Consider the following 22,774-nt stretch of genomic DNA (forward strand, 5'->3'; position numbering starts at 1 on the left):
CCTACAACCCGTGAGTGTGCTATGGAACCCGGAAACGCCCAGCTGTCGATGACGGTATTGATGACCCCTGATATGGCCAACTTTTCAGGCAATGTCCACGGCGGCACCCTGCTCAAGTACCTCGACGAAGTGGCCTACGCCTGCGCGAGCCGTTACGCCGGCCGCTATGTCGTGACGTTGTCGGTGGACCAAGTGATTTTCCGCGAGCCAATTCATGTCGGCGAGCTGGTGACCTTCCTCGCGTCGGTCAACTACACCGGCAACACCTCGATGGAGGTGGGCATCAAGGTGGTGACCGAAAACATCCGTGAACGCTCGGTGCGCCACACCAACAGCTGCTTCTTCACCATGGTGGCCGTGGACGACCAGCGCAAACCGGCCGCCGTGCCGCCGCTGCAACCGCAGAACAGCGAAGACAAGCGCCGGTTCGTTCAGGCACAGCAGCGCCGGCAGATTCGTCAGGAGCTGGAAAAGCGCTACCAGGAAATCAAGGCAGACGCGTAATCACAGGCCGATCGGTGTCGCCTCGAACCGCACGCGGGGATGGGCGATACGGTCCTGAGCACGCACCAGCTCCAGTTCATAACTGGCGCAAGCCTGGGTTTCCAGCAGCACTTCATGCACCGCTGCGGCCGTGAACTCGAACGCCGCCAACAGGCTATCGCCCAACAGTACCCGCGCCAGGAACAACCCCGAGGTCAGGTCGCCCACGCCCACGGGCTGACGTGGAAACGCCAGCAGCGGCCGGCGCAGGTGCCAACTGCCCTCGGCGGTCACCAGCAGCATCTCGAAACCGTCCGGCAGCTTGCCGGGGTAATCCAGGTGCTTAACCAATACCGCCTTCGGCCCGCGTGCCAGCAGCGCCTTGGCCATGGCCAGGCAATCGAACAGCGATTGCGGCTTGCGCCCGGCAAAGCTGTCCAGCTCCAGCTGGTTAGGGCACAGAAAGTCGGCCATGGCGGCGGCTTCGTCCAGTAGGAAGTCGCTGACTTCCTGGGGCACGATACAGCCCTTTTCCGGATGGCCCATCACCGGGTCGCACAAATACAGGGCCTTGGGGTTAATGGCCTTGATGCGCGCCACACCGCTGAGAATCGCCCGGCCCTGGTCCGCACTACCCAGGTAGCCGGACAACACGGCGTCGCAGTTGCCCAGTTCGCCGATCGCGGCGATGCCTTCCACCAGCGCCGGAATCTGCTGCGGCGCCAACACTTCGCCCGCCCATTGGCCATACTGGGTGTGGTTGGAGAACTGCACCGTGTTCAACGGCCAGACATTCACCCCGACGCGCTGCATGGGGAATACGGCGGCGCTGTTTCCGGCGTGGCCAAAGACCACATGAGACTGGATCGCAAGCAGGTGAGGTGTGCGTTTCATGCGCGGGATTTCCGTAAAGCCATTGAAATTCTGGCCGCGCAGTATGCGACTAAACGCAGCCTGTACGACAGACCGGCGACACAGTTAAGCTGCTCTCACTTTGTTGGAGTCTTTCGCATGCTGACCCTGGGAAACATCTTCGTGTTGATGCTGCTGGCGACCGGTGCCGCCTGGGTGTGGCACAACCACGGCCTGCGTGAGCGGGCGCTGGAGCGGGTCAAGCAGCATTGCGCCAAGCTCGACATCGAACTGTTGGACGGCGCGGTGGCGCTCAAGCGCATCGGGTTTGTGAAAGATGCCAACGGGCGGCGGCGCCTGGCGCGTATCTACAACTTTGAATTCACCGTGACCGGCGAAACCCGCCACCCGGGGACCATCACCCAATTTGGCGCCCACAGTGCGCAGATCGAACTGGCGCCCTACCCGTTCGAGATCAAGACGCCGCTGCCCAGTGCCGAAGTGATCGAACTGAGCCAGTGGCGCCAGGACCACGCCAAGAACCGTCAGTAACGGCAGGCCTTTAGTGCGGCCTGCAAGGCAGCCAGGTCCTGTGGCTCGCTGAAAATCAATTCGATACGTGAATCGCGGCGCCACTCGCTGGCCTGCCAAATCAGCTCGCTGTTATCCACCGCGTTGGTCGAAACCCATCCTTCGGCGCTGTGGATAACCAGTTTGGCGCGGCGCCATTCAAGGCTTGTCAGCCACTGGTCGAGGCAGCGGGTATCGAACTGCTGGCTCGGGTGCCAGCGCCAGCCGACACTCCAGCCACCCTCTTGAGCCTGACTCAGGCAGATCGGTTGAGTGGGATCGCTCCACATCGCCGGCATTTGCGCGAGGCCATCTGGCATGTCGACGTTATCCACAGCGACTGAAGCCTGCGCGTTCAGGCCGGGTAATTGTTGCAGGGGCAATTGCGCCTGACGGGTCCAGTAGAGCGGGCATTCGGGCAACCGCAGCTCGATCGCTCGGCGCTGCCCAGCGTCCAGCCCTTCATCCTTGTTCAACACCAGCAACCCTGCACTTGTCAGAGCCTCTTGCTGCGCTGGCGGTAATGGTTTTCCCGCGGCCAGTGCCTGGGCATCCAGCACCAGCACACAGGGCTGGACGGCCAGCACGCCCTGCCATGGCGCCTGTCGCAACTGCTTGAGCAACTGCGCCGGATGCCCCAGGCCCGACGGTTCGATAAACAGCCGGTCGGGCTTGGCCTTACGCAACAGACGACCCAGTCCTACTTGGAACGGTGCACCATTCACACAACACAGACAGCCTCCGGCGACTTCGCCCAAGGCAATGCCGTCGTCATCCTGGGTGAGCAAGGCCGCGTCCAGGCCGATCTGCCCGAACTCGTTGATCAGCACGGCCCAGCGCTCGTTGGCCGGGCGCTGGGCGAGCAGGTGCTTGATGAGGCTGGTCTTGCCGGCGCCCAAAGGCCCGGCAATTACGTGGGTGGGAATGTTCTGCAGCATGAAGGGCATCGTTCGGACCGTGTAGAGCGTTTGATCCTACGCGGTTATGCGAGCCAATCCAGTGTCAGGATCAATCGGCGCTCATCGGCCTTGAGCGCCGGTGACCGGTGGATCAGGCCGTAATTCTCATTACCGTGCCATTTGGTGCCCTTGAGCAGGGCGACTTCGCCGCAATGGATCTGTTCGACACGCTCGTTGGGCTCGGCCTCCGGCTGGCTCAGCCTGCGCCGGTCCATCACGCCTTCGCGCAACCACTGGCTGCCGATCCCGGCATAGGTGGTGATCAGCCGCACTGGCACATGGTCGACGTGAAAACGTGGGCACATCGCCCTATCCAGCAACCTCAAACGCACACCAATACGTTTGGCGCCCAGCAAGCAGGCGAATGCGCTGACCAGCCACGACACGTCGGCAATAAAGCCTTCGTAGCCTTCAAGATCACGGCAACTGGACGCCAGTCCCTGCAAGTTGGGTACGGCGTCTTCGTTGTTGAGCTCGATCACCATGGAATCGGCCAACGGCTCGTTGAGCGCCACCAGCAAGGCGCCGAACTCGGCGATGTGCAACGGCAACTGCCGCTCCCACACGGCCAGGTTGACGCCATCTTCCAGGATGTCGGACAGCGCCAACGGGGTTTCGCCACGGGTCTGGCGAATCACGGGACGCAGGGGAATCACCGGGGCCAGCATCAGGCGGCTGCCTCCTCATACCAAGGGCCAAAAGGATCGGCCAGCAGGCGCCAACCGTCGACGCCCTGGCCCATTTCTTCATCGTTGAGCAGGCACGCGTCCAGCTCGGCACGCAGTTGGGTGAAGTCGATGTTCTGCCCGATAAACACCAGTTCCTGGCGGCAATCACCGGTGCTCAGTTGCCAGTTGCCCATGATCGCCGCGATGCTTTCTTCGTCCTGCGGCCACTGGCTTTTTGGCACAAAGCGCCACCAGCGTCCGGCAAAACCATGGCGCATCAAACCACCGGCCTGGGACCAGCTGCCCGCATCCTGATGCTTGCTGGCCAGCCAGAAAAAACCCTTGGAGCGAAGCAGTTTGCCGTTGACCCACGGGCGGTCGATGAAGTCGAAGAAACGCTGTGGATGAAAGGGACGGCGCGCACGGTAAGCGGTGGAAGCAATACCGTATTCCTCGGTTTCCGGTACATGTTCACCACGCAATTCCTGCAACCAGCCCGGCGCTTGGGCTGCACGTTCGAAATCGAAACGGCCAGTGTTGAGGATCTTATTCAGCGGCACTTCGCCCATGACCATAGGGATGATTTCAGCCTGAGCGTTCAGGCGCTCAAGAATCGCCATCAACTCTTCGCGTTCGCGGCTGCTGATCAGGTCGATCTTGCTGATGAGGATCACGTCGGCGAATTCGATCTGTTCGATCAGCAGGTCGGTGATGGAACGCTCGTCTTCTTCACCGAGGGTTTCACCCCGCGAAGCGAGGCTTTCGGCCGCCTGGTAGTCGAGCAGGAAGTTCATGCCGTCGACCACGGTGACCATGGTGTCCAGGCGTGCGATGTCGGCCAGGCTTTGCTCGTTTTCATCGCGAAAGGTGAAGGTCTCGGCCACGGGCAAGGGTTCGGAGATGCCGGTGGACTCGATCAGCAGGTAATCGAAGCGACCTTCCTTGGCGAGTTTTCCCACTTCCAGCAGCAGGTCTTCTCGCAAGGTGCAGCAGATGCAGCCGTTGCTCATCTCCACCAGTTTTTCTTCGGCGCGGTTGAGCGTGACGTCGCGCTGGACTTCGCTGCCGTCGATGTTGATTTCGCTCATGTCGTTGACGATCACCGCCACCCGCAGGTTTTCGCGGTTGCGCAGGACGTAGTTGAGCAGCGTGCTTTTACCGGCGCCGAGAAATCCGGACAACACAGTAACGGGGAGACGATTGGGCATCAGGTATTCCTCATCAGGGTTGGCCGGTCAAATCGCCCGTTTGTGGCGTTCGCGCAGCTCTTCACGTTCTTTGGCTTCGATACACAGGGTGGCGGTAGGGCGCAGCAACAAGCGCTGTAGGCCGATGGGCTCGCCGGTTTCGCGGCACCAGCCGTATTCGCCGCGCGCCAGCAAGTCGAGGGCGTCGTCGATCTTGTCCAGCAGCTTCTTTTCCCGCTCCAGCAGGCGCAGTTGCCATTGGCGCTGTTCTTCGGCGCTGCCGACATCGGCAGGGTCGCTGTTGGTTTCCTGCTCGCGCAGTACCAGGAACTCGGCGTCGATGCGGGCTTGCAGCTCATTGCGCTGGGCCAGCAGCAACTCACGGAAGAACCCTTGCTGGGCTTCATTCATGTAGTTGGCGGAAGGTTGGGCCAGGAGGTCTTGTTCGGTCATGGGGAGCGGTTCACGGGTCAGGCTGTTTTTTAATGTTATAGTATAACAATACAAATAAGCCAATCCCCTCTTGCTCGCCACGACGAAGGGCGCAATGCTTGAATACTTCCCGACCTCGAGAAACCCGATGAAACGCTTGGTGTGCGCCCTGTTATTGGTTGCCGCAGGACCTGTCTGCGCCCAGGTGCCGAGCCTGCTGGCCAACTGCACGCGCAGCGCCAACCTGCTCGCTTGCGTTGACCCTTTAGGCAACGCCTACAGCGTGGCGACGGTCGGCAGCACCACGTATTTGCGCGGGTACGAGGTGATCGGCAAACGCTATTGGGCACAGACCAACAGCCGCTACGGGCAACTGACGTTCTTTACCGGGTTGGCGTCGGATGGTGAGGCGTGGGTCGGCTACACACGGCGCGTGGGCTGGACCACCCTCAACCGGTTTTCCAGTTCGGGTGGCGCCAGCGCCAAATTCACCTGTAGCCGTATAACCGGCTGTTAGACCTGGCCGTTCTTCTGTTCCTGCACCCACGCCATGTAGCTGTTCATCGGTGGGTTCTTCTGGAAGTATTTTTTCAGGCCTTCGAACAGGCCATCGGCAACCGCCTGTTGATGACGCGCGGTGACCAGCCGCGCACTGTCCCGCGCGTTGGAAATAAACCCGGTTTCCACCAGGATCGACGGCACGTCCGGTGACTTGAGCACCGCGAATCCGGCTTGTTCCACGCGCTTCTGATGCAGGCTGGTGATGCCTTCCAGGCTGCCCAGGATCGAGCTGCCCAGTTGCAGGCTGGACGCGATGGTGGCGTTCATCGACATATCCAGGATCACCCCGGCGAGCATCGGGTCCTTGTCTTTCAGATTGAGCAGGCTGGTGGCGCCGAGCAAGTCAGCGCCGTTTTCCCGCTGCGCCATGAATCGTGCCGTAGCGGAGGTGGCGCCGCCTTCGGACAAGGCATACACCGAAGCGCCCGATGCGGTGACCCGCGGCGCCGCATCTGCATGCACCGAGATAAACATGTCGGCATTGTGCTTGCGGGCGATTTCCACGCGCTTGCGCAGCGGTACGAAGAAGTCGTCGTTGCGTACCAACTTCACGGCAAAACCCTTCTCGCGTTTCAAACGCTTGGCCAATAGTTGGGCAATCGACAGCACCACATCTTTTTCGCGCTGGCCCTTGGAGCCGACGGCGCCCGGGTCTTTGCCGCCGTGTCCGGGGTCAACCACCACGATGATGTCACGCTTGGGGTGGGCCTTATCCACACGTGGGGCGGGTTCGGCAGCGATCTGACGAGGCGCCTGGGTAGCGCTGGTCAGATCAAGCACCAGTCGATGACCCTGCCCGTCCTGCGGCGGCAGCACAAAACTGTTGAGCTGCATTGGGGCGGACAAATCCAGCACGATTCGCGTATCGCCTTTGCCGAAATGCCCGGAGCGGATCGAAGTAATCCCGCTGTTCCTCAGCACCAACTGAGAGAAATCACCACTGAGCCCGGCGCCGCTGAGGTCGATGATCAAGCGTTCCGGCGCGCTCAGGGTGAACGTCTTGTATTGGACCGGACCGCTGAGATCGAACACCAGCCGCAGCTTGTCGTCCGAGCGCCACAGGCGGGCGTTGTTGATCTGCGTGGCGTGGGCGGTAAATGGCAAGGTGAACAGCGGGCTGGCCAGAAGCAGGTTTAGGAGCTGGCGTCTGTGCATGAAAAATACCGCAAATAAAGGAGCGTCCTTGCTCGACATGACTGAAAAAAGGCTAAAGCAGAAAAATCATCGTCGACTCAATAGTTATAATATAATATGTCTTTTTATTTCCAACGATGGACCTGCTCATGAATGCGCTGACTCTGCCGGATATCGCCGCGCAGGCTTCACGCCAAGCCTTGCCACTCGACTGGGTGGGCATGTGCGGTATCGCCCTGCCGATTCTCATCGACGGCCAGCACCTGACCGCCACCGCCGATGCCGGCGTGAGCCTGGACGATGGCGCCGCCCGTGGCATTCATATGTCACGCCTGTACCTGGCCCTGGAGATGCTCGACCAGCAGCCGCTTACGCCTGCACTTCTGCGTAATGTACTGCAGCGTTTTCTCGACAGTCATGAAGGTTTATCTAATAACGCCTACCTGCGCATCCACACCGATTTGCTGCTCAAACGCCCGGCGCTGGTCAGCCCGCTGGCCGGCTGGAAAGGCTACCCGGTGAGCATCGAAGCGCGTCTGGAAAACCAGATGTTCCACGTGGAACTAAAAATTGACGTTACTTATTCCTCGACCTGTCCATGCTCCGCTGCCCTCGCCAGGCAGTTGATTCAGCAACAATTTCTCGACGACTTCGCCAACACACCGTTGCAGCATGAAGACGTATTGACTTGGCTCGGCAGCGCCAACGGCATCGTCGCCACGCCTCACAGCCAGCGCAGCAGTGCGCAATTGCATGTCGAGCTGCAAGGCGAGCAACTGCCACTGACAGACTTAATCGACACCGTCGAAGCCGCCCTCGGCACCGCCGTACAAACCGCCGTAAAACGCGCGGACGAACAAGCCTTCGCCCTGGCCAACGGGCAGAACCTGATGTTCTGCGAAGACGCCGCCCGCCGCCTGAACCTCGCCTTGAAACGCTCGGATGCCGTCAAAGCCTTCCACCTGAAAGTGATCCACGCCGAAAGCCTGCACGCGCACGATGCCGTGGCTGAAAGCCGCTGGACGAGACGCCCTGCATGATCACCTGCACCGCTTTACGCTGGGGCGCACCCGGCCACCCGCTGACGCCCGCCATCGACCTCACCCTGGAAAAAGGCAGCCTCACCGGCATCATCGGCGCCAACGGCACCGGTAAAAGCAGCCTGCTTAAAGTCATTGCCGGCCTGCAGAAACCCCTGGCGGGCAAGGTCACAGTGGATGTTCCACGCCGTGGCGGCCTGTCGTTCCTGCCCCAGCAGCAACACTTGGATCGACAGTTTCCCATCAGCTTGCAGGAACTGGTCGCTGCCGGTTTCTGGGGTACGCAACTTTCCCCGCAACAACGCAGCCAGCGCCTGGAAGCGGTATTGGAAGACTGGTGCCTTGGCGGCCTCGAACATCGCCCCTTGATGGCGCTGTCCGGCGGCGAACTGCAACGCGCCCTGCTCGCCCGCATGAGCCTGGCCGAAGCGCCGGTTCTGCTACTCGACGAGCCCCACGCCGCCCTCGATGAAGAAGGCCAGGCGCTGTGTTGGAAACACATCCACGCGTGGCATGAGCAAGGTCGCACGCTGATCGTGGTCTGCCATGACCTCGCCTCCGTGCGCCACCACACCCAGCAAGTGGTGCAGATCAAAAGCACCGGCTGCGTGTTCGGCCCGAGCAAAGAGCTGATCCGCCCGCAGCCACAGATGCAGGTGGCCTGATGCATTTCGCCGCCCACCTGTGGATGCCTTTTGTTGATTTCGTCTTTATGCGCCGCGCCCTCATCGGCGGGTTGGTGCTCGCCTGCAGCACCGCACCGCTGGGCGTGTTCCTGATCCTACGGCGCATGAGCCTGATCGGTGACGCCGTCGCCCACGGCATCCTGCCCGGCGCTGCCCTCGGCTTCTGGTTCGCCGGCCTCAGCCTGCCCGCCCTGACCATCGGCGGCCTCGGCGCGGGCCTGAGCATGGCCGGCCTGTCCGCTTGGATCACTCGCCGCACCGGCCTGCGCGAAGACGCCAGCCTCGCCGCCATCTACCCCATCTCCCTGGCCGCGGGCGTGCTGATCCTCGGCATCGCCGGCAAACGCCTCGACCTGCTGCACCTGCTGTTTGGCTCCGCCCTGGCGGTGGACGAAACCACCCTCACCGGCATGCTGTGGGTTTCCAGCTTCAGCCTGATCGCCATGGCCGCGATCTACAAACCGTTGCTGCTGGACACCCTCGATCCGTTGTTCCTGCAGACCGTCAGCCGCCTCGGCCCGCTGGCCCACGGCTTGTTCCTGACCCTGGTGGTGCTGAACCTGGTGATCGGCTTCCAGGCCATCGGCGCCTTGATGGTGGTGGGCCTGATGATGTTGCCGGCCATCGCTTCACGTTTCTGGAGCCGGCGCCTGCCGGTGTTGATCGCGGTATCGGCAGTGCTGGGATGCCTGTCGGTGTGGCTGGGTTTGTTGCTGTCGTTCTACTACTCGTTGCCCAGCGGCCCGGCCATCGTGCTGGTGGCCGGCGCCGGGTATCTGCTGTCCGTGGTCTTCGGTCCGGTGCACGGCTTGCTGCGCCGCCCGCCCTTACTGTCATCCCAATGAGGTGTTTACCGATGCGCGCTCTACTCGTGCTGTTCAGTCTCGTCCTGTCGTTGTCGACGGCGCAGGCCGCCGACAAGCTTCAGGTGGTTACCAGCTTCAGCATCCTCGATGACATCACTCACCAGATTGGTGGTGATCACATCCAGATCAGCAACATGGTTGGCCCCGACGCCGACGCCCATACCTACGAGCCCACTCCCGACGATGCCAAGGCATTGCTCAAGGCCAAGGTGATCATCAAGAACGGCCTGGGCTTCGAACCCTGGCTGGACCGCCTGGTGACCAGCACCGAAACCAAAGCCACGGTGGTGACCGCCAGCAAAGGCGTGATCTCCCACACCATGGACGAGGATGGCGAAACCATCCCCGACCCGCACGCCTGGCACAACCTGGCCAACGCCGAAATCTATGTGAACAACATCACCAAGGCGCTGATCGCTGCCGACCCGGCCAACAAGGCCGACTACCAGCACAACAGCCAAACCTACCTGAAAGAAATCTATCGCCTGCTGGCCGAAGCCAAGACCAAGTTCGGCGCTCTACCCGCCGGTAACCGTCGCATCGTCACCTCCCACGACGCCTTCGGTTACCTGGGCCAGGCTTACGGCATCGAGTTCCTCGCGCCACAGGGCCTGTCCACCGAACGCGAGCCGTCCGCCGCCGAAGTGGCCGCGCTGATCACCCAGATCCGCAAAGACAAAGTCAAAGCCGTGTTCATGGAAAACATCAAGGATTCGCGCCTGCTCAAGCAGATCGCTGACGAAAGCGGCGCGCAGATCGGCGGCACGCTGTACTCAGACGCCCTTGCCGCAGAAGGCCCGGCCAGCACCTTTACCGGACTGTTCGAATACAACCTCAACACGCTGTGCGCGGCTCTGAGCAAGCCATGACCTTGAGCATGCTCGACCTGGAAGGGGCTGCCGTCGGCAGCCGCTTTCCCCTCGAACCCGTGCTCGACGCCCTGCCATGGAACAGCGACGGCTTGATCGCTGCCATCGCCCAACAACACGGCAGCGGCGAGGTGTTGATGCTGGCCTGGATGAACCGCCAGGCCCTCAAGGAAACCCTGGGCACCGGGCAGGTTTGTTACTGGTCGCGCTCACGCCAGCGGTTGTGGCGCAAGGGCGAAAGCTCCGGTCACTGGCAACAGTTGGTGGAAGCACGCCTGGATTGCGACGGCGACGCGGTCCTGCTGATCGTCGATCAGCAAGGCCCGGCCTGCCACACCGGACGGCCGACCTGCTTCTACAACGCCATCGACGGCGACTACGTCCACATCATTACGGAGCCCTTAGCATGATCCGCAAAAACCCGTCCGGCGATCTGCCCGTGATTGCCGAGTCGGCCTACGTCGACAAGACCGCCATCATCTGCGGCAAGGTCATCATTGGCGAAAACGTTTTCGTCGGCCCCTACGCCGTGATCCGCGCCGACGAAGTCGACGCCAGCGGTGGCATGGACCCGATCATCATCGGCGCCAACTCCAATATCCAGGACGGCGTGGTCATCCACTCCAAATCCGGCGCAGCGGTGACCATCGGAGAGTTCACCTCGATTGCACACCGCTCCATCGTCCACGGCCCCTGCACCGTCGGCGACCGCGTGTTCATCGGCTTCAACAGCGTGCTGTTCAACTGCGCTGTGGGCGACGGCTGCGTGGTGCGCCACAACTCGGTGGTCGACGGCCGCGATTTGCCCGCCGCCTTCTACGTGCCCTCCACCACTCGCATCGGGCCCAACACCGACCTCTCGCAATTCCCGCCGGTGAGCGTGAGCGCCTCGGAGTTTTCCGAAGACGTGGCGCGCACCAACGTTGATTTGGTGCGCGGCTATAAAGCCCTGCAAAACGAGTTCTGAACCATGAGCCGCCTGCTGATCCGCAACGCCCGCCTGGTGAACGAAGGCCAGGTATTCGACGCCGATGTGTTGGTTGCCAATGGTCGTATCGAAAAGATCGCCAGCAGCATCCAGGACAGCAACGCGCCTGTCGCCATCGACGCCCAAGGCCAATGGCTGCTGCCCGGCATGATCGATGACCAAGTGCACTTTCGCGAACCTGGCGCGCCGGACAAAGGCAGTTTCTACAGCGAATCTCGCGCAGCGGTCGCCGGTGGTATCACCAGTTTCATGGACATGCCCAACACCCACCCGGCCACCCTCGACCTGGACGCCCTGGCCGACAAGAAACGCCGCGCCGCCCTGCACTCGGTGGCCAATTATGGCTTTCACTTCGGCGTGAGCAACGACAACCTCGATACCGTCGCCGCCCTCGACCCACGTGAGGTGGCCGGGGTCAAAGTGTTCATGGGCGCTTCAACCGGCAATATGCTGGTGGACGACCCTCGGATCCTGGAACGCCTGTTCGCCGAAGTGCCCACCATCCTGCTGGCTCATTGCGAACACACGCCAAGTATCCAGGCCAACGAACTGCGCCTGCGCGAACGTTTCGGCGAGCACATCCCCGCCGTCGCGCACCCGCTGATCCGCGATGCCGAGGCGTGCTATCGCTCGTCATCCTTTGCCGTGGAATTGGCCAAGCGCCATGGCACCCGCCTGCATGTGCTGCACCTGACCAGCGCCCGCGAACTGGCGCTGTTCGAAGACAAGCCCTTGAGTGAAAAACGCATCACCGCCGAGGTCTGCCTGCACCACCTGCTGTTCGATGACCGCGACTATCACCGCCTCGGCCACCAGATCAAATGCAACCCGGCGATCAAGACCCGCGCCGACCGCGACGCCTTGCGCCTGGCGTTGCTGAGCGACCGCCTGGACGTGATCGGCAGCGATCACGCGCCGCATACCTGGGCACAGAAGCAGTTGGCCTATCGTGAAGCACCGTCAGGCTTGCCACTGGTTCAACACGCGCTGCCGGCGCTGTTGGAGTTGGTGGCCGATGGGCTGCTGCCGCTGACCACGCTGGTCGCAAAAACCAGCCACCGTGTCGCCGATCTGTTCGCGATTCCCGATCGCGGCTACCTGCGCGAAGGTTATTGGGCCGATCTGGTGCTGATCAAACCCGAGCCCGAGGGCAAGCCGGTCAGCAGCCAACCGATCCTGGCCCGCTGCGGCTGGACGCCCTTCGCCGACCGCAGCTTTCGTCACAGCGTCAGCACCACCCTGGTTTCCGGCCACTTGGCTTTTCATAACGGTCAGGTAATCGACAGCTGCCAAGGATTACCTTTGCATTTCCAGCGCTAGAGACGACGGCGATGATCCGGATTACCCTGCCAGACGGCACCCAACGCGAGTACGACGAGGCGCTGTCGGTTTACGAGGTAGCCGCCAGTATCGGCTTGGGGCTGGCCAAAACCTCAGTCGCCGGTCGCGTTGACGGTGTGCTGGTGGGTTGCGAACACCTGCTGGAACAGGACGCCCGACTCCAGATCATCACCACCCAGGATCCCGAGGGGCTGGAGATACTGCGTCGCTCCTGCGCAAGTCTGTTGGCGATGGCCACTCAGCAACTGTTTCCCATCGCTCAACTGACAGCCGGGTCGCCCATCGACGATGGTTTTTTCTACGACTTGGCCTACGAACGCGCCTTCACACCAATCGACCTTGAACAGATCGAAGCGCGCATGCGTCACTTGGCGAACACCAATCATTCGGTGCGGCGCCTGGGCGATTTTGAAGCCCTGTGTCACGGTCTTCATGTGCCCAGCACCGGTGTGATCCGAGCCTTCAAGCTGACCAAGGTCACCATCCACGCATCGCAACAACGCATTTACGGCACCTGTTGGGCCAGCCAACAGGCTGCGGTGCTCACCCTGAGTGAAAGCCAGGCCGACTTCGGCCAGCAGGTCTGTGAAGCATTGAGACGTGTGGGTATACGGGCGGTGGTGGACCGACGCAACGAGAAGGTCAGCTACAAGATGCGCGAGCACAGCCTGCACCAAGTGCCGTATCTGGTGATTGTTGGCGAGAGGGAAGAAGCCGGCGGCTACGTCAGTCTGCGTAGCCGCCTGGGGGAAGACCTCGGTCAGATGAGTGTCGAAGCCCTGTGCGAAAGGCTCAAGCGCGAGGCTTGACCGTCCTGCAATCGTTGCCCAACCACTGGGCGTGGCTGTCCAGGCTGCCCTTCTGTTGAATGCCGGTGGCATTGAAGGTGCCGTTGACGGTGGTGGTGAATTCTTTCTGGCTCTGGAAGGTTGCTACACCCGTGCCTTGGGCTTTCGGGCAACTGAAACGGAATTTCCACTGGTTGCCGGTCTTGTCGGTCACTTCCTGCTTGCAGCCCGATTGCGGGTCGGTCAGCGGGATCGAATCAGAGGCAACCTGCGCCGGGGTGAGGCACACTTGCACGCCTTTGCCGGCCATGGTGATGCCTTGTTTTTCGAGCATGGCGCGCTGTTCCGGGGTCATCTGTTGCTTGAGCTGACCGAGGATCAGTGACAGGTCCGGCAAGTCCTGGTTATCGACTTTCATATTGCTGGTGGTCAGTTCCCACAAGCCCGGCGCCAGCATCTGCGCCTGCGCCGCCACCGGCAGCGACACACCAATCATCATGGCCAAAGACAGCAGACGAGCATTCATCGGGTAACTCCTGGGTAATGTTGGGCGTTAGACGCCGCAAAGGTGCCAGGGTTGCACGGCAAATAAAATAGCGACATTCCTGACCAGACATGGTCTGTTAGGCACTTGGATTGCCTGGAGTAACGTCGTCCATGGATTTTTTTGGCCCGCACCTGCTCGCCTACTTCATCGCCACGCTGCACTTTCTCGGGACCCTCGCCGCGATCCACGCGGTGCTGACCGTCAGGACTGCCCAAGGCTCGATCGCCTGGGCCTTGTCGCTGATGTTCATGCCTTACCTCACGCTCATCCCCTATCTGATTTTTGGCCGCAGCACCTTCGACGCCTACATTCAGGCCCGTCGCCAAGCCAACCAGGAAATGCACACCGCCATCACCGAGCTGAACTGGCGCCCGTGGGTAGAGGAAGCCCTGGCGGCACGCAACTCCAGCGCCTACGCCTCGCTGCGCGCCATGCCCAAGCTGGGCCGCATGCCGTGCCTGGCCAACAATGAAGTGCGTTTGCTGATCAATGGCGACGCCACCTTCAGCGCAATCTTCGCGGCGATCCGCACTGCCAAGACGGCGGTGTTGTTCCAGTTTTTCATCATTCATGACGACGAACTCGGCCGCCAACTGCACGCCCTGCTGAAGGAAAAGGCCGCAGAAGGCGTCGCCATCTACGTGCTGTACGACCGCATCGGCAGCCACGCCCTGCCCCATCGTTATGTGCAATCGCTGCGCGACGCCGGGGTGAACGTCAAAGCCTTCGCCACCCGCAGCGGCTGGCTCAATCGCTTTCAGGTCAACTTCCGCAACCACCGCAAGATCGTGGTGGTGGACGGCATCACCGGGTTTGTCGGCGGGCATAACGTCGGTGATGAATACCTGGGCAAGAAGCCGCCGCTGGCGCCGTGGCGCGATACCCATGTGCAGGTGACCGGCCCGGTGGTGGCATGCTTGCAAGAGTCGTTTGCCGAAGACTGGTTCTGGGCTGCGCGAGAACTACCGCCGCTGATATTACCGGACGCCTACCCCGAAGACGGCGTGCTCTGCCAATTGCTCGCCAGCGGTCCGGCCGACCCCTATGAAACCTGCTCACTGTTCTTCGTCGAAGCCATTCACGCGGCGACCGAGCGCGTCTGGATCACCAGCCCCTATTTCATCCCCGACGAAGCGGTGTTCTCTGCACTGCGCCTGGCCGTGCTGCGCGGTGTCGACGTGCGCCTGCTGCTGCCCTCACGACCTGATCACCGTATCGTCTACGCGGCGTCCAGCCTGTACGCGATCGAAGCCGTGCGCGCCGGCGTGCGGGTATTCCGCTATACGCCAGGCTTCCTGCATCAGAAGGTGGTGTTGGTAGACGACGAAATCGCCGCCATCGGCAGTGCGAACATGGACAACCGTTCGTTCCGGCTGAATTTTGAAGTGATGTTGCTGACGGTCGACGAGGCCTTCGCCAAGGAAGTCGAGCACATGCTGCTGGACGACTTCGCCCTGGCCCATGAAGTCAGCCAGGAAGAAAGCCGCGAAACCCGGCGCCTTCAGCAACTGGGCATGCGGGTGGCGCGGCTTATTTCACCGATCTTGTAACGGGCTCAGCGGTAGATATCTTCCCGTGTCCACGGCAAGTCATGGCTGCCATCGGCATGGGGTTTCACCGCCAGAATCTGGTGCAGGTTGATCCAGCCCCGCGCAAACGCATAGGCGCAACCGGCCAGGTACAGCCGCCAGATACGCAACGCTTGCTCCGGCACCATCTTGGCCGCCGCTTCCAGGTTGTCTTCCAGGCGCTCGCTCCAATGGTCCAGGGTGCGTGCGTAGTGCAGGCGCAGGCTTTCGACGTCGACCACTTCCAGCCCGACTTCGCTGATCTCCGCCGTCATCATCGCCAAATGCGGCAGTTCGCCGTTGGGGAACACGTAACGCTCGATGAACTCCCCGGCACCGCGCCCCACAGGGCGACCATCGGTATGCTTGGCGGTGATGCCGTGGTTCATCACCAGGCCGCCTTCGCGCACAGCGCCGAACAGGGTCTTGCAGTACTCCGCCAGGTTGGCGTGGCCGACGTGTTCGAACATGCCCACGCTCACCACTTTGTCGAAACGACCGTCTTGCGGCAGGTCACGGTAGTCGAGCAGTTGCAGGTCCACCTGATCTTCCAGGCCTTCGGCTTTTACCCGTTCCCGGGCCAGCGCCAACTGCTCCTTGCTCAGGGTGATGCCAAACACCTTGACCCCGAACTCCCGCGCGGCAAACCGTGCGAGTCCGCCCCAACCACAGCCGACATCCAGCAAGTACTCGCCCGGCTGCAGCCGCAACTTGCGACACAGGTGGCGGAATTTGTCTTGTTGGGCCTGGTCGATGGATTCGCTGCCGGTTTCGAAATAACCGCAGGAATACGCCATGTCCTGGTCCAGCCACAGCTGGTAGAACTCGTTGGACAGGTCGTAATGGTAGGAAATGGCCGCTGCGTCAGTGGCCTTGTCGTGGATCGAGCGCACCGGACGACTCCCCTCGTCGTCCTCGATCAGGGCGTGACTCAATTCGTCACACACCCGTATGACCTCGGCGATGGAGCCTTCCAGCTCCAATTTCCCCTCGACGAAGGCTTCTCCCAGTGAATCGAGCGTTGGATGAGTCAGCTTGGTCACGACCGTGGGGTCCTTCACCACGATGGTCACACTGGGCTCGGGGCCCAAGTTGAATTCATGGCCGTCCCAGAGTCGAAGACGCAGCGGTAGCTGAAGATTCTGTAAGGCCGGTGGAAGTTGCGCGAGCATGAGTAGTCCCCCCTTGTTTCAGACGTCTGCTGAGAGGTTAGACCATCCGAAGACAAAGTAGGAGGCTATCGATTTGATAGCGCTCCTCTATGGGGCTCGGCGCTCGAGCAACCCGTCCTGGACCCACTGCTTCAGCCACGTGACGGCCTGCAGTGGCGCACCCTCTGCATGAGTGACTGCCAACTCGGCGCACAGTTCGGCAAAGGTCCAACCGGTGGTCGCCATCCCTGTCAGGGCAAAGGCTTCGGCGGGTTCCAGGCTTCGGTAATGGCAGACATTCTGATGGCGCCACACCAGACACGTCTGCGCCGGGGCTAGCGCATGGCTGTCGGGGAAGTCGGATTCGTCCTTGCTGGCACGCCAGATCGCTACGCTGTTGAACTGACACAGCAGCGGTTGCACCGTCGGCGCCAGGGAAACCTGCAACACCGGCCACGCCTCTGGCGGCAACGACGCCATGTCGTTCAGCGTCAGCGGTTCGCCCTGCGGCGCATCAAATGCCAGGGTGAATGCCCACTCCAACTGCGCCAGCTCCGCCAATGGCGCACTCTGCTCCGCCACCAGATGCTCAAGGATAAACATCGGGAAACGCTCGCCCAGCCAGCGCAGGCTGTAATGGGCCGAGGGGTAGCGACGCAGGTAGGCCTCGGTCAACGCGGCAAACTCGTCATCGCCCAGCCAATAAAGGAGAGCGCTGAAGTCATGCCGCAAGACTTCCTGCAACCGCGAGAGATAGGCGTTGTGGTAGATCGCCAGGCCCGTGTCCACATCCAGCGTCGGTCCGCCCAGCAACGTGGCGGCGAAGTCACTGCGGGCAGCCGGCGTTTCAGTCAGCAGGTGTTGTTCGAAGGCCAACTGCCAATCGGTCAGGCGCATAGCGGTCTCCTAGCCAGGGCCGTCGCACCCAGTTCACGGGCTTTGCTCAGTTCAGTGAGCAACTCTTCAAAGGGGGGGAAATGGTCGTCCCGCTCCAGCAGCGTCGACACAGGCCCCAGATGCTCAAGCGTCTGTTGATAAAGCGCCCACACAGGATCACACACCGGATGGTCATGGGTGTCGACTACGTAGTCGCCGTAGTCCATATGCCCCGCCAGGTGTAGCTGGCGAATGCTTTCCGGTGGCAGGTTGCGAATAAACGTCCAGGCATCGAAACCATGATTGCGCGAGCTGACGTACACATTGTTAACGTCGAGCAAAAGCTGGCAGCCCGACAGGTGGGCCAGGGCATTGAGGAATTCCCATTCGGTGAATTCGTCCGCTTTCGAACGCACGTAACTGGAGACGTTTTCCAGCACCAACGGGCGTTGCAACACGTCCTGCACTTGGCGCACACGGGCGGCCACGTGGTAGAGGCTTTCTTCGGTGTAAGGCAGCGGCAGCAGGTCATGCAACTGGTGGGCGCTGCCGCGGCTCCAGCACAGGTGATCGGAAACCCACGCCGGCTGGATACGCTCGGCGAGCTGTTTGATCTGCTTCAGGTAATCGGTATCAAGGGCATGCGGCCCGCCGATGGACAGGGACACCCCGTGCATGACCAGGGGATAACGCTCGGCTATCGCATCCAGGTAATACAAGGCTTTACCGCCCTGGACCAGGTAATTCTCGGAGATCACTTCGAACCAATCCACCGCCGGCGATTGTTCAAGGATCTGTTGGTAGTACTCACTGCGTAAACCCAGGCCGTAACCGAGGCTCGGAAGAGAGGTAGGCATAAGACACTCCTGGGAAAGTGTCCGCAGCGGTGGGGGCGACCGCTGCGGGTGCACTTGGCGGTCGGTTATTCGCCGACTTTGCCGCCAGCCTTGGTGCAGGCATCGGCACTGGCCATTGCCTTGAAACCCTGACCTTTGCAAGAACCCTGGCCTTTGCAGGCGTGGTCCTTGGTTTTGCAGTCGTTCTGCCCTTTGCACGCGTTGATGCCGTAGCAGTGAACGGCGGTGTCAGCGGCTTGAGCCTGAGTGACAACACCGGCAAACATAGTGGCAGCGGCCATTGCGAGAGCGGCACCAGCAGCAGCGGATTTGATGTTCATTGTTGTATTCCTCATGATCGTAGGGGTGTCGGTCTGAACGGATTGTTCAGTCTCGACACACCACTAGAGTGAGGTCGCTCAGCCGCGTTACAGCCGTGTGCAAATATTTCTGAAAATTATTCTTCGAGCTTTAAAAGGGGCTCCTGGAAGCGTAGCAAACGCCCGGCGTTCCCCAGTACCAACAAGGTGCTGAGGTTATGCAGCACCGCTGCAATCATGGCGCCCGCCGCCCCCAACCAGCCAAACGCGGCAAACACGACAATGGCCAAGGTCCAACCCAGGCCGATGATCACGTTGACCTGCAAGGTCTGCCGGCACTGGCGGCTTAAGCGCACACAGGTGCCCAGGCGCCGCAGGTCGCTGCCGATCAGCACCACGTCCGCCGACGCCAGGGCAATATCCGCCCCGCCCGCGCCCATGGCCACACCGACCACACCGGCCTTGAGCGCCAGGGAATCGTTGATGCCGTCGCCCACCACCATCGGGCGAAAGCCGCTGCCGATCTCACCCAGCACGCGGTTGAGCTTGTCTTCCGGCAGGGCCTGGGCTTCGACGTCGCTGATGCCGACCTCCAGCGCCAGGCTGTTGGCCACGCTTTGACGATCGCCGGTCAGCAGCAGTTGGCGACCGAGACCGAGGTCACGCAGTTCTTGCAGGGCCTGGCGAGCCTCCGGCTTGACGCTGTCGGCCAGCAGCAACCAGGCGAGGAACTGCCCATTCAGCGCCAGCCCGGCGATGGGGCCATCGTGGTTCGGTACAGCGGTGGTGACGATGCCCAGTTGCTCGAACAACTCCGGCCGACCCAAGGCCGCTTCGCCCTGATCGGTCTGCGCCACGACGCCCAGCCCCTGGCGCTCACGAATATCCGTCAACGCCAGCAGTTGTTCCTGCGTTGCCAACCCCGCCAACGCGCGGCTGACCGGATGGCTGCTGGCCGAGCCCAGGCTGGCTGCCAGATTGAGCAGCACTTGCCGATCCGGCGCGGTGGTTTCGATGGATTGCAGGCGCAGGGTGCCGAAGGTCAGCGTCCCGGTCTTGTCGACCACCAACGAGGTCAGGTCCGCCAGCTCTTCCAGAAACGCCGAGCTGCGAATCAGAATCCCATGCCGCGCCGCCACCGCGATCCCGGCAATCGCCGTGGCCGGCGCCGACAGCACCAACGCGCACGGGCACGCGGCCACCAGCACCGCGAGCATCGCCTGGGCGTCGTTGGTTACGAACCAGGTCACCGCCGCCAGCAACAACACCAGCACCATATAGCTGCCGGCATAGCGCTCCAGCAGCCGCGTGATCGGCGGCTTGGACCGCTCGGCGTTCTGCATCAACGCGATGACTTTGCCCAAGGTGGATTCATTACCCGTGCGCGTCACTTGCAGGCGCAGTAAGCCATCCAGGTTGATCGCCCCGCCAAACACCTGCACACCGACGCTGGCTTCCAACGGCACCGATTCACCGGTAATCGGCGCGGTGTCCAGGCTCGCCTGGCCCGACAGCACCACACCGTCAGCCGGCACCCGATCACCGGCGCGCACCTCGACCACATCGCCGGTGTTCAGCGTACCGTTATCCACCTCAACAATGCTGCCGTCGGCCTGCACCAAGCGCGCATGGCTGCGCGTCAGCTTGCCCAACGCATGGATCGCTTCCTGGGAACCGATCACGCTGCGCTCTTCCAACACATGGCCGAAGATCATGATGATCGGCAGCAACGCCGCCGTCAGCAGATCCCCTGTGGCCCAAGCACCGAGCATCGCCAGGGCGATCAGTTGATCGGTGATGCCATGCAGGCTCGGAAACCGCAGGCTGTACCAGGCCGAACGCATCACCGGCACCGCCACCAACAACGACGCCACACCCAGCAGCAGTTGGCTCACGCCGGTCTGGTCCGGCGCCAGCCAGCGCCATACCAGGCCCAGCACCAGCAACCCCAACGCCAGCATGGCCAGGGTCAATTGCCGGGCAGCGCTGCGCTGTTCGGCGGAGGTCAGCATGGGTGCGCTCATTGTTCGGCTCCCTGGATAATCAAGCGGGAGTCGTCTTTCGGATCGACCGTGGTCACAGAGCCGGCCTGGCCGAGAATTTTCGGCAAGCGCTCGCGGTACAGGCGCAGCAGCAAGCCCGGGTCTTTCACCTGGGCCAGGCTGGCAACGGTTGCGGTTTGCGCCTGGGCATTGGCCAGGCGTTCGCTGGCCTGGGCGTGGGCGACTTGCACCAAGCGGTCGGCCTGCTGGGTGGCGGTCTGGGTAAGTTTTTCCGCGTCGGTGCGGGCGTTGGCCACGGCTTTGTCGGCTTGCTGGCTGGCGGTCAGTACGGCGTTGAACGCATTGACTGCCGGGCCCGGCAGGCTCGATTGCACATCGACGCGGGTCACTTGGATACCCAACCCCAAACCTGTGGATGCCAATTCCACCAGGCGGTTGTTGATGCCTTGCACCAAGTCACCACGCAACCGCTCACGGCGCTCGGCAGCGCCGTTGTCGGTGCCGATCAGTTCAGGTCGCGCCACCAGAATCGTGTCCAGGTCCCGCGCCGCGGTGAGGGCCACCGCGCTGCGCGTCACCAGTCGATCCAGGGCCGGCAGCACATGATCGCCCTGCAACACAAAGGCATAGGGTTCGGTGACTTTGTAGAACACCCGCACATCCAGTTGCACCACGCCGGCATCGCCGGTCAGCAGGTAACCGGAACCGGCCAGCGCATCACTCAAGGGCGTGGCGAAGCTGGCCACACGGTCGGCCTGGATCGCCGCGTCGGAGCGCAGCAGGTTCTCCACCCGGCGTTCGATCACGCGGTCAGCCGCCGGTAGCAACACCACCTGCTCGAACGGCTGCGGCCACGCCAGCAACAGCCCGGCGTTCTGAATACGGTCGAGCGCGCCGAAATGCAGGACCACCGCACGGTTCTGCGGGTCGATCTGGCGCACATTGGAAAACGCCCAGGCCAACGCCGCCAATACCGTCACCGCGTACAGCGCCAGGAAGGTCAGGCGCCCGGCCTGGATCCAGGGGCTGTCCGGGCTGTCACGCATCGTCATGGCTGGACGTCCTTCGGCCCGTCCACCAAGGCGCGGAACGGCGCCGCGTCGGTGCGCAGGATGATCTTGGTGCCTGGCGTGACAACGGTGCCCAAGGTGTCCAGAGAGCGCAGCAGGTTGTACAGCTGTGGATTACCCGCGTAGGCGCGGCCATAAATCTGCGCCGCTTCGACCCGCGACTGCGCTTCGATATCGGCGGCTTTCACCGTGGCATCGGCCTGCACAATGCGCGCATCACGCTCGGCGGCGGAGCGAATCTGCGCGGCCTCGCGCTTGCCCACGGCGGTGCGTTCGGTGGCGATGGTTTCACGCTCTGCGCGCATGCGGTCGACGGTGGCAGTGAGCGTGACCGACGGCAAGGTCAGCCGTTCGATGCCGACCTGGGCCACGCGCACGCCATAGGTGGTGAGCAATTGTTGATCAATCTGCAGGCGCAACTGCGCTTCGAAATCAGCGATGCGCACCTGGCTGGCATCGGTGTTGATCAGGCTGGACAGGTCGAAGCTGGCGGCCGTGGTTTCTAGCGCCGAACCCACGAAGGTACGAATCTGCCGCGCCGCTTCATCCGGCTGGTTCTGCACCGCGCGCATGAAGCGCTGCACGTTGTCCGCGTCGCCCTGCACCTGCCACGCCACGTACGCCTGCACGATGATGCGCAGGCCATCGCGGGTGCCCACATCCTGCAAACCGCTGGAGGTGGTGCGCAGGCGCAAATCCACCGGGATCGCCGCTTCGAACGGCGCCGGCCAACGCCAGCCCAGGCCCGGTTCCAACAACACCCGCGACGGGTTACCGAAACGGGTAATCACCGTGGCCTCGCCGGAACGCACCTGCACCAGGCTGGCGGCGGCAACCGCAAACAGCACCAGCAACAGCGCCCAGGCCATACGCCGCCAAGGGAACGGGCCGGCCGCTTGTTCGTCACCGTGATGATGGTGGTGGTGATGGCCGTGATGATGACCGTGATCGTGAGAATGAGCGCTCAACAGACAGACTC

At 62.1% G+C, this 22,774-nt stretch carries 26 protein-coding genes; 12 read left to right on the forward strand and 14 right to left on the reverse strand.

Going from position 1 to position 22,774, the window contains the following annotated elements; translation table 11 throughout:
• Positions 1-21: 21 nt before the first annotated feature.
• Complete coding sequence (locus CI807_RS06130; RefSeq protein ID WP_016978672.1) at positions 22-504, forward strand: acyl-CoA thioesterase; 483 nt, start codon at positions 22-24, stop codon at positions 502-504.
• On the opposite strand, the gene pdxY is transcribed toward CI807_RS06130, so the two are convergent.
• On the reverse strand, positions 505-1,377 hold the full coding sequence (gene pdxY / locus CI807_RS06135) for a pyridoxal kinase PdxY (RefSeq protein WP_038845473.1): 873 nt from the start codon (positions 1,375-1,377) through the stop codon (positions 505-507).
• Positions 1,378-1,494: 117 nt separating this feature from the next.
• Here pdxY and CI807_RS06140 point away from each other — a divergent pair, with 117 nt between their 5' ends.
• Positions 1,495-1,887 (forward strand): DUF3301 domain-containing protein, encoded by a 393-nt coding sequence (locus CI807_RS06140; protein WP_016978674.1) that lies wholly within the window; start codon positions 1,495-1,497, stop codon positions 1,885-1,887.
• On the opposite strand, the gene CI807_RS06145 is transcribed toward CI807_RS06140, so the two are convergent.
• The 4 genes from CI807_RS06145 to dksA are packed head-to-tail and all read right to left on the reverse strand — an operon-like array spanning position 1,881 to position 5,172.
• Complete coding sequence (locus CI807_RS06145; RefSeq protein ID WP_095014052.1) at positions 1,881-2,843, reverse strand: GTP-binding protein; 963 nt, start codon at positions 2,841-2,843, stop codon at positions 1,881-1,883. The genes CI807_RS06140 and CI807_RS06145 overlap by 7 nt on opposite strands.
• Before the next feature lie 44 nt (positions 2,844-2,887).
• A complete protein-coding gene (locus tag CI807_RS06150) occupies positions 2,888-3,532 on the reverse strand; it encodes a DUF1826 domain-containing protein (RefSeq protein ID WP_095014053.1) in 645 nt (214 codons plus the stop codon).
• On the reverse strand, positions 3,532-4,740 hold the full coding sequence (gene zigA, locus CI807_RS06155) for a zinc metallochaperone GTPase ZigA (RefSeq protein ID WP_095014054.1): 1,209 nt from the start codon (positions 4,738-4,740) through the stop codon (positions 3,532-3,534). Before zigA ends, CI807_RS06150 begins: the two co-directional genes overlap by 1 nt.
• 27 nt (positions 4,741-4,767) lie before the next feature.
• Entirely contained in the window at positions 4,768-5,172 is a 405-nt protein-coding gene (dksA, locus tag CI807_RS06160; protein ID WP_095014055.1) for an RNA polymerase-binding protein DksA, read from the reverse strand.
• A 127-nt stretch (positions 5,173-5,299) separates the two neighbouring features.
• Here dksA and CI807_RS06165 point away from each other — a divergent pair, with 127 nt between their 5' ends.
• On the forward strand, positions 5,300-5,668 hold the full coding sequence (locus CI807_RS06165) for a glutamine synthetase (RefSeq protein ID WP_095014056.1): 369 nt from the start codon (positions 5,300-5,302) through the stop codon (positions 5,666-5,668).
• Here the strand turns inward: CI807_RS06165 and CI807_RS06170 are convergent.
• A complete protein-coding gene (locus tag CI807_RS06170) occupies positions 5,665-6,867 on the reverse strand; it encodes an N-acetylmuramoyl-L-alanine amidase (protein WP_095014057.1) in 1,203 nt (400 codons plus the stop codon). The two genes, CI807_RS06165 and CI807_RS06170, sit on opposite strands and share 4 nt — an antisense overlap.
• A 128-nt stretch (positions 6,868-6,995) precedes the next feature.
• Between CI807_RS06170 and folE2 the strand changes: the two genes are divergently transcribed.
• The 8 genes from folE2 to CI807_RS06210 are packed head-to-tail and all read left to right on the forward strand — an operon-like array spanning position 6,996 to position 13,445.
• A complete protein-coding gene (gene folE2 / locus CI807_RS06175; RefSeq protein WP_095014058.1) occupies positions 6,996-7,886 on the forward strand; it encodes a GTP cyclohydrolase FolE2 in 891 nt (296 codons plus the stop codon).
• Positions 7,883-8,551: a metal ABC transporter ATP-binding protein gene (locus CI807_RS06180; protein ID WP_095014059.1), complete on the forward strand. Its 669-nt coding sequence runs from the start codon at positions 7,883-7,885 to the stop codon at positions 8,549-8,551. Before folE2 ends, CI807_RS06180 begins: the two co-directional genes overlap by 4 nt.
• Positions 8,551-9,417: a metal ABC transporter permease gene (locus CI807_RS06185; RefSeq protein WP_016978683.1), complete on the forward strand. Its 867-nt coding sequence runs from the start codon at positions 8,551-8,553 to the stop codon at positions 9,415-9,417. Before CI807_RS06180 ends, CI807_RS06185 begins: the two co-directional genes overlap by 1 nt.
• An 11-nt stretch (positions 9,418-9,428) precedes the next feature.
• Positions 9,429-10,307: a metal ABC transporter substrate-binding protein gene (locus CI807_RS06190; RefSeq protein ID WP_095014060.1), complete on the forward strand. Its 879-nt coding sequence runs from the start codon at positions 9,429-9,431 to the stop codon at positions 10,305-10,307.
• Positions 10,304-10,717, forward strand: a complete 414-nt coding sequence (gene hisI, locus CI807_RS06195) for a phosphoribosyl-AMP cyclohydrolase (RefSeq protein ID WP_016978685.1) — start codon at positions 10,304-10,306, stop codon at positions 10,715-10,717. The genes CI807_RS06190 and hisI overlap by 4 nt, the downstream gene beginning before the upstream one ends.
• Positions 10,714-11,274, forward strand: coding sequence for a DapH/DapD/GlmU-related protein (locus CI807_RS06200; RefSeq protein WP_028618554.1), 561 nt, complete (start codon positions 10,714-10,716; stop codon positions 11,272-11,274). The genes hisI and CI807_RS06200 overlap by 4 nt, the downstream gene beginning before the upstream one ends.
• 3 nt (positions 11,275-11,277) lie before the next feature.
• Positions 11,278-12,615: a dihydroorotase gene (locus CI807_RS06205; RefSeq protein WP_095014061.1), complete on the forward strand. Its 1,338-nt coding sequence runs from the start codon at positions 11,278-11,280 to the stop codon at positions 12,613-12,615.
• An 11-nt stretch (positions 12,616-12,626) separates the two neighbouring features.
• Entirely contained in the window at positions 12,627-13,445 is an 819-nt protein-coding gene (locus tag CI807_RS06210; RefSeq protein WP_095014062.1) for a His/Gly/Thr/Pro-type tRNA ligase C-terminal domain-containing protein, read from the forward strand.
• Here CI807_RS06210 and CI807_RS06215 read toward each other — a convergent pair.
• The gene (locus CI807_RS06215; RefSeq protein ID WP_095014063.1) at positions 13,429-13,950 is read right to left on the reverse strand and encodes a DUF3617 domain-containing protein; all 522 of its coding nucleotides are present in this window, start codon (positions 13,948-13,950) and stop codon (positions 13,429-13,431) included. The two genes, CI807_RS06210 and CI807_RS06215, sit on opposite strands and share 17 nt — an antisense overlap.
• 131 nt (positions 13,951-14,081) lie before the next feature.
• On the opposite strand from CI807_RS06215, the gene cls reads away from it, so the two are divergent.
• On the forward strand, positions 14,082-15,521 hold the full coding sequence (gene cls, locus CI807_RS06220) for a cardiolipin synthase (RefSeq protein WP_095014064.1): 1,440 nt from the start codon (positions 14,082-14,084) through the stop codon (positions 15,519-15,521).
• Between the two features lie 5 nt (positions 15,522-15,526).
• On the opposite strand, the gene cfaB is transcribed toward cls, so the two are convergent.
• The 7 genes from cfaB to hflC all read right to left on the reverse strand — a co-directional run bounded on the left by cfaB (position 15,527) and on the right by hflC (position 22,763).
• Positions 15,527-16,711, reverse strand: a complete 1,185-nt coding sequence (gene cfaB / locus CI807_RS06225; protein ID WP_038845439.1) for a C17 cyclopropane fatty acid synthase CfaB — start codon at positions 16,709-16,711, stop codon at positions 15,527-15,529.
• An 87-nt stretch (positions 16,712-16,798) separates the two neighbouring features.
• The gene (locus tag CI807_RS06230; protein WP_095014065.1) at positions 16,799-17,587 is read right to left on the reverse strand and encodes a DNA-binding domain-containing protein; all 789 of its coding nucleotides are present in this window, start codon (positions 17,585-17,587) and stop codon (positions 16,799-16,801) included.
• The gene (locus tag CI807_RS06235) at positions 17,578-18,423 is read right to left on the reverse strand and encodes a DUF692 domain-containing protein (protein WP_095014066.1); all 846 of its coding nucleotides are present in this window, start codon (positions 18,421-18,423) and stop codon (positions 17,578-17,580) included. The genes CI807_RS06230 and CI807_RS06235 overlap by 10 nt, the downstream gene beginning before the upstream one ends.
• Before the next feature lie 65 nt (positions 18,424-18,488).
• On the reverse strand, positions 18,489-18,743 hold the full coding sequence (locus tag CI807_RS06240; protein ID WP_016978693.1) for a membrane protein: 255 nt from the start codon (positions 18,741-18,743) through the stop codon (positions 18,489-18,491).
• A gap of 116 nt (positions 18,744-18,859) precedes the next feature.
• Positions 18,860-20,746, reverse strand: a complete 1,887-nt coding sequence (locus CI807_RS06245; protein ID WP_095014067.1) for a cation-translocating P-type ATPase — start codon at positions 20,744-20,746, stop codon at positions 18,860-18,862.
• On the reverse strand, positions 20,743-21,777 hold the full coding sequence (gene hflK / locus CI807_RS06250) for a protease modulator HflK (RefSeq protein WP_095014068.1): 1,035 nt from the start codon (positions 21,775-21,777) through the stop codon (positions 20,743-20,745). The genes CI807_RS06245 and hflK overlap by 4 nt, the downstream gene beginning before the upstream one ends.
• Positions 21,774-22,763 (reverse strand): protease modulator HflC, encoded by a 990-nt coding sequence (hflC, locus tag CI807_RS06255; protein ID WP_095014069.1) that lies wholly within the window; start codon positions 22,761-22,763, stop codon positions 21,774-21,776. Before hflC ends, hflK begins: the two co-directional genes overlap by 4 nt.
• Positions 22,764-22,774 lie beyond the last annotated feature (11 nt).

Source organism: Pseudomonas sp. NS1(2017), from assembly GCF_002269425.1.
Classification (GTDB): domain Bacteria; phylum Pseudomonadota; class Gammaproteobacteria; order Pseudomonadales; family Pseudomonadaceae; genus Aquipseudomonas; species Aquipseudomonas reactans.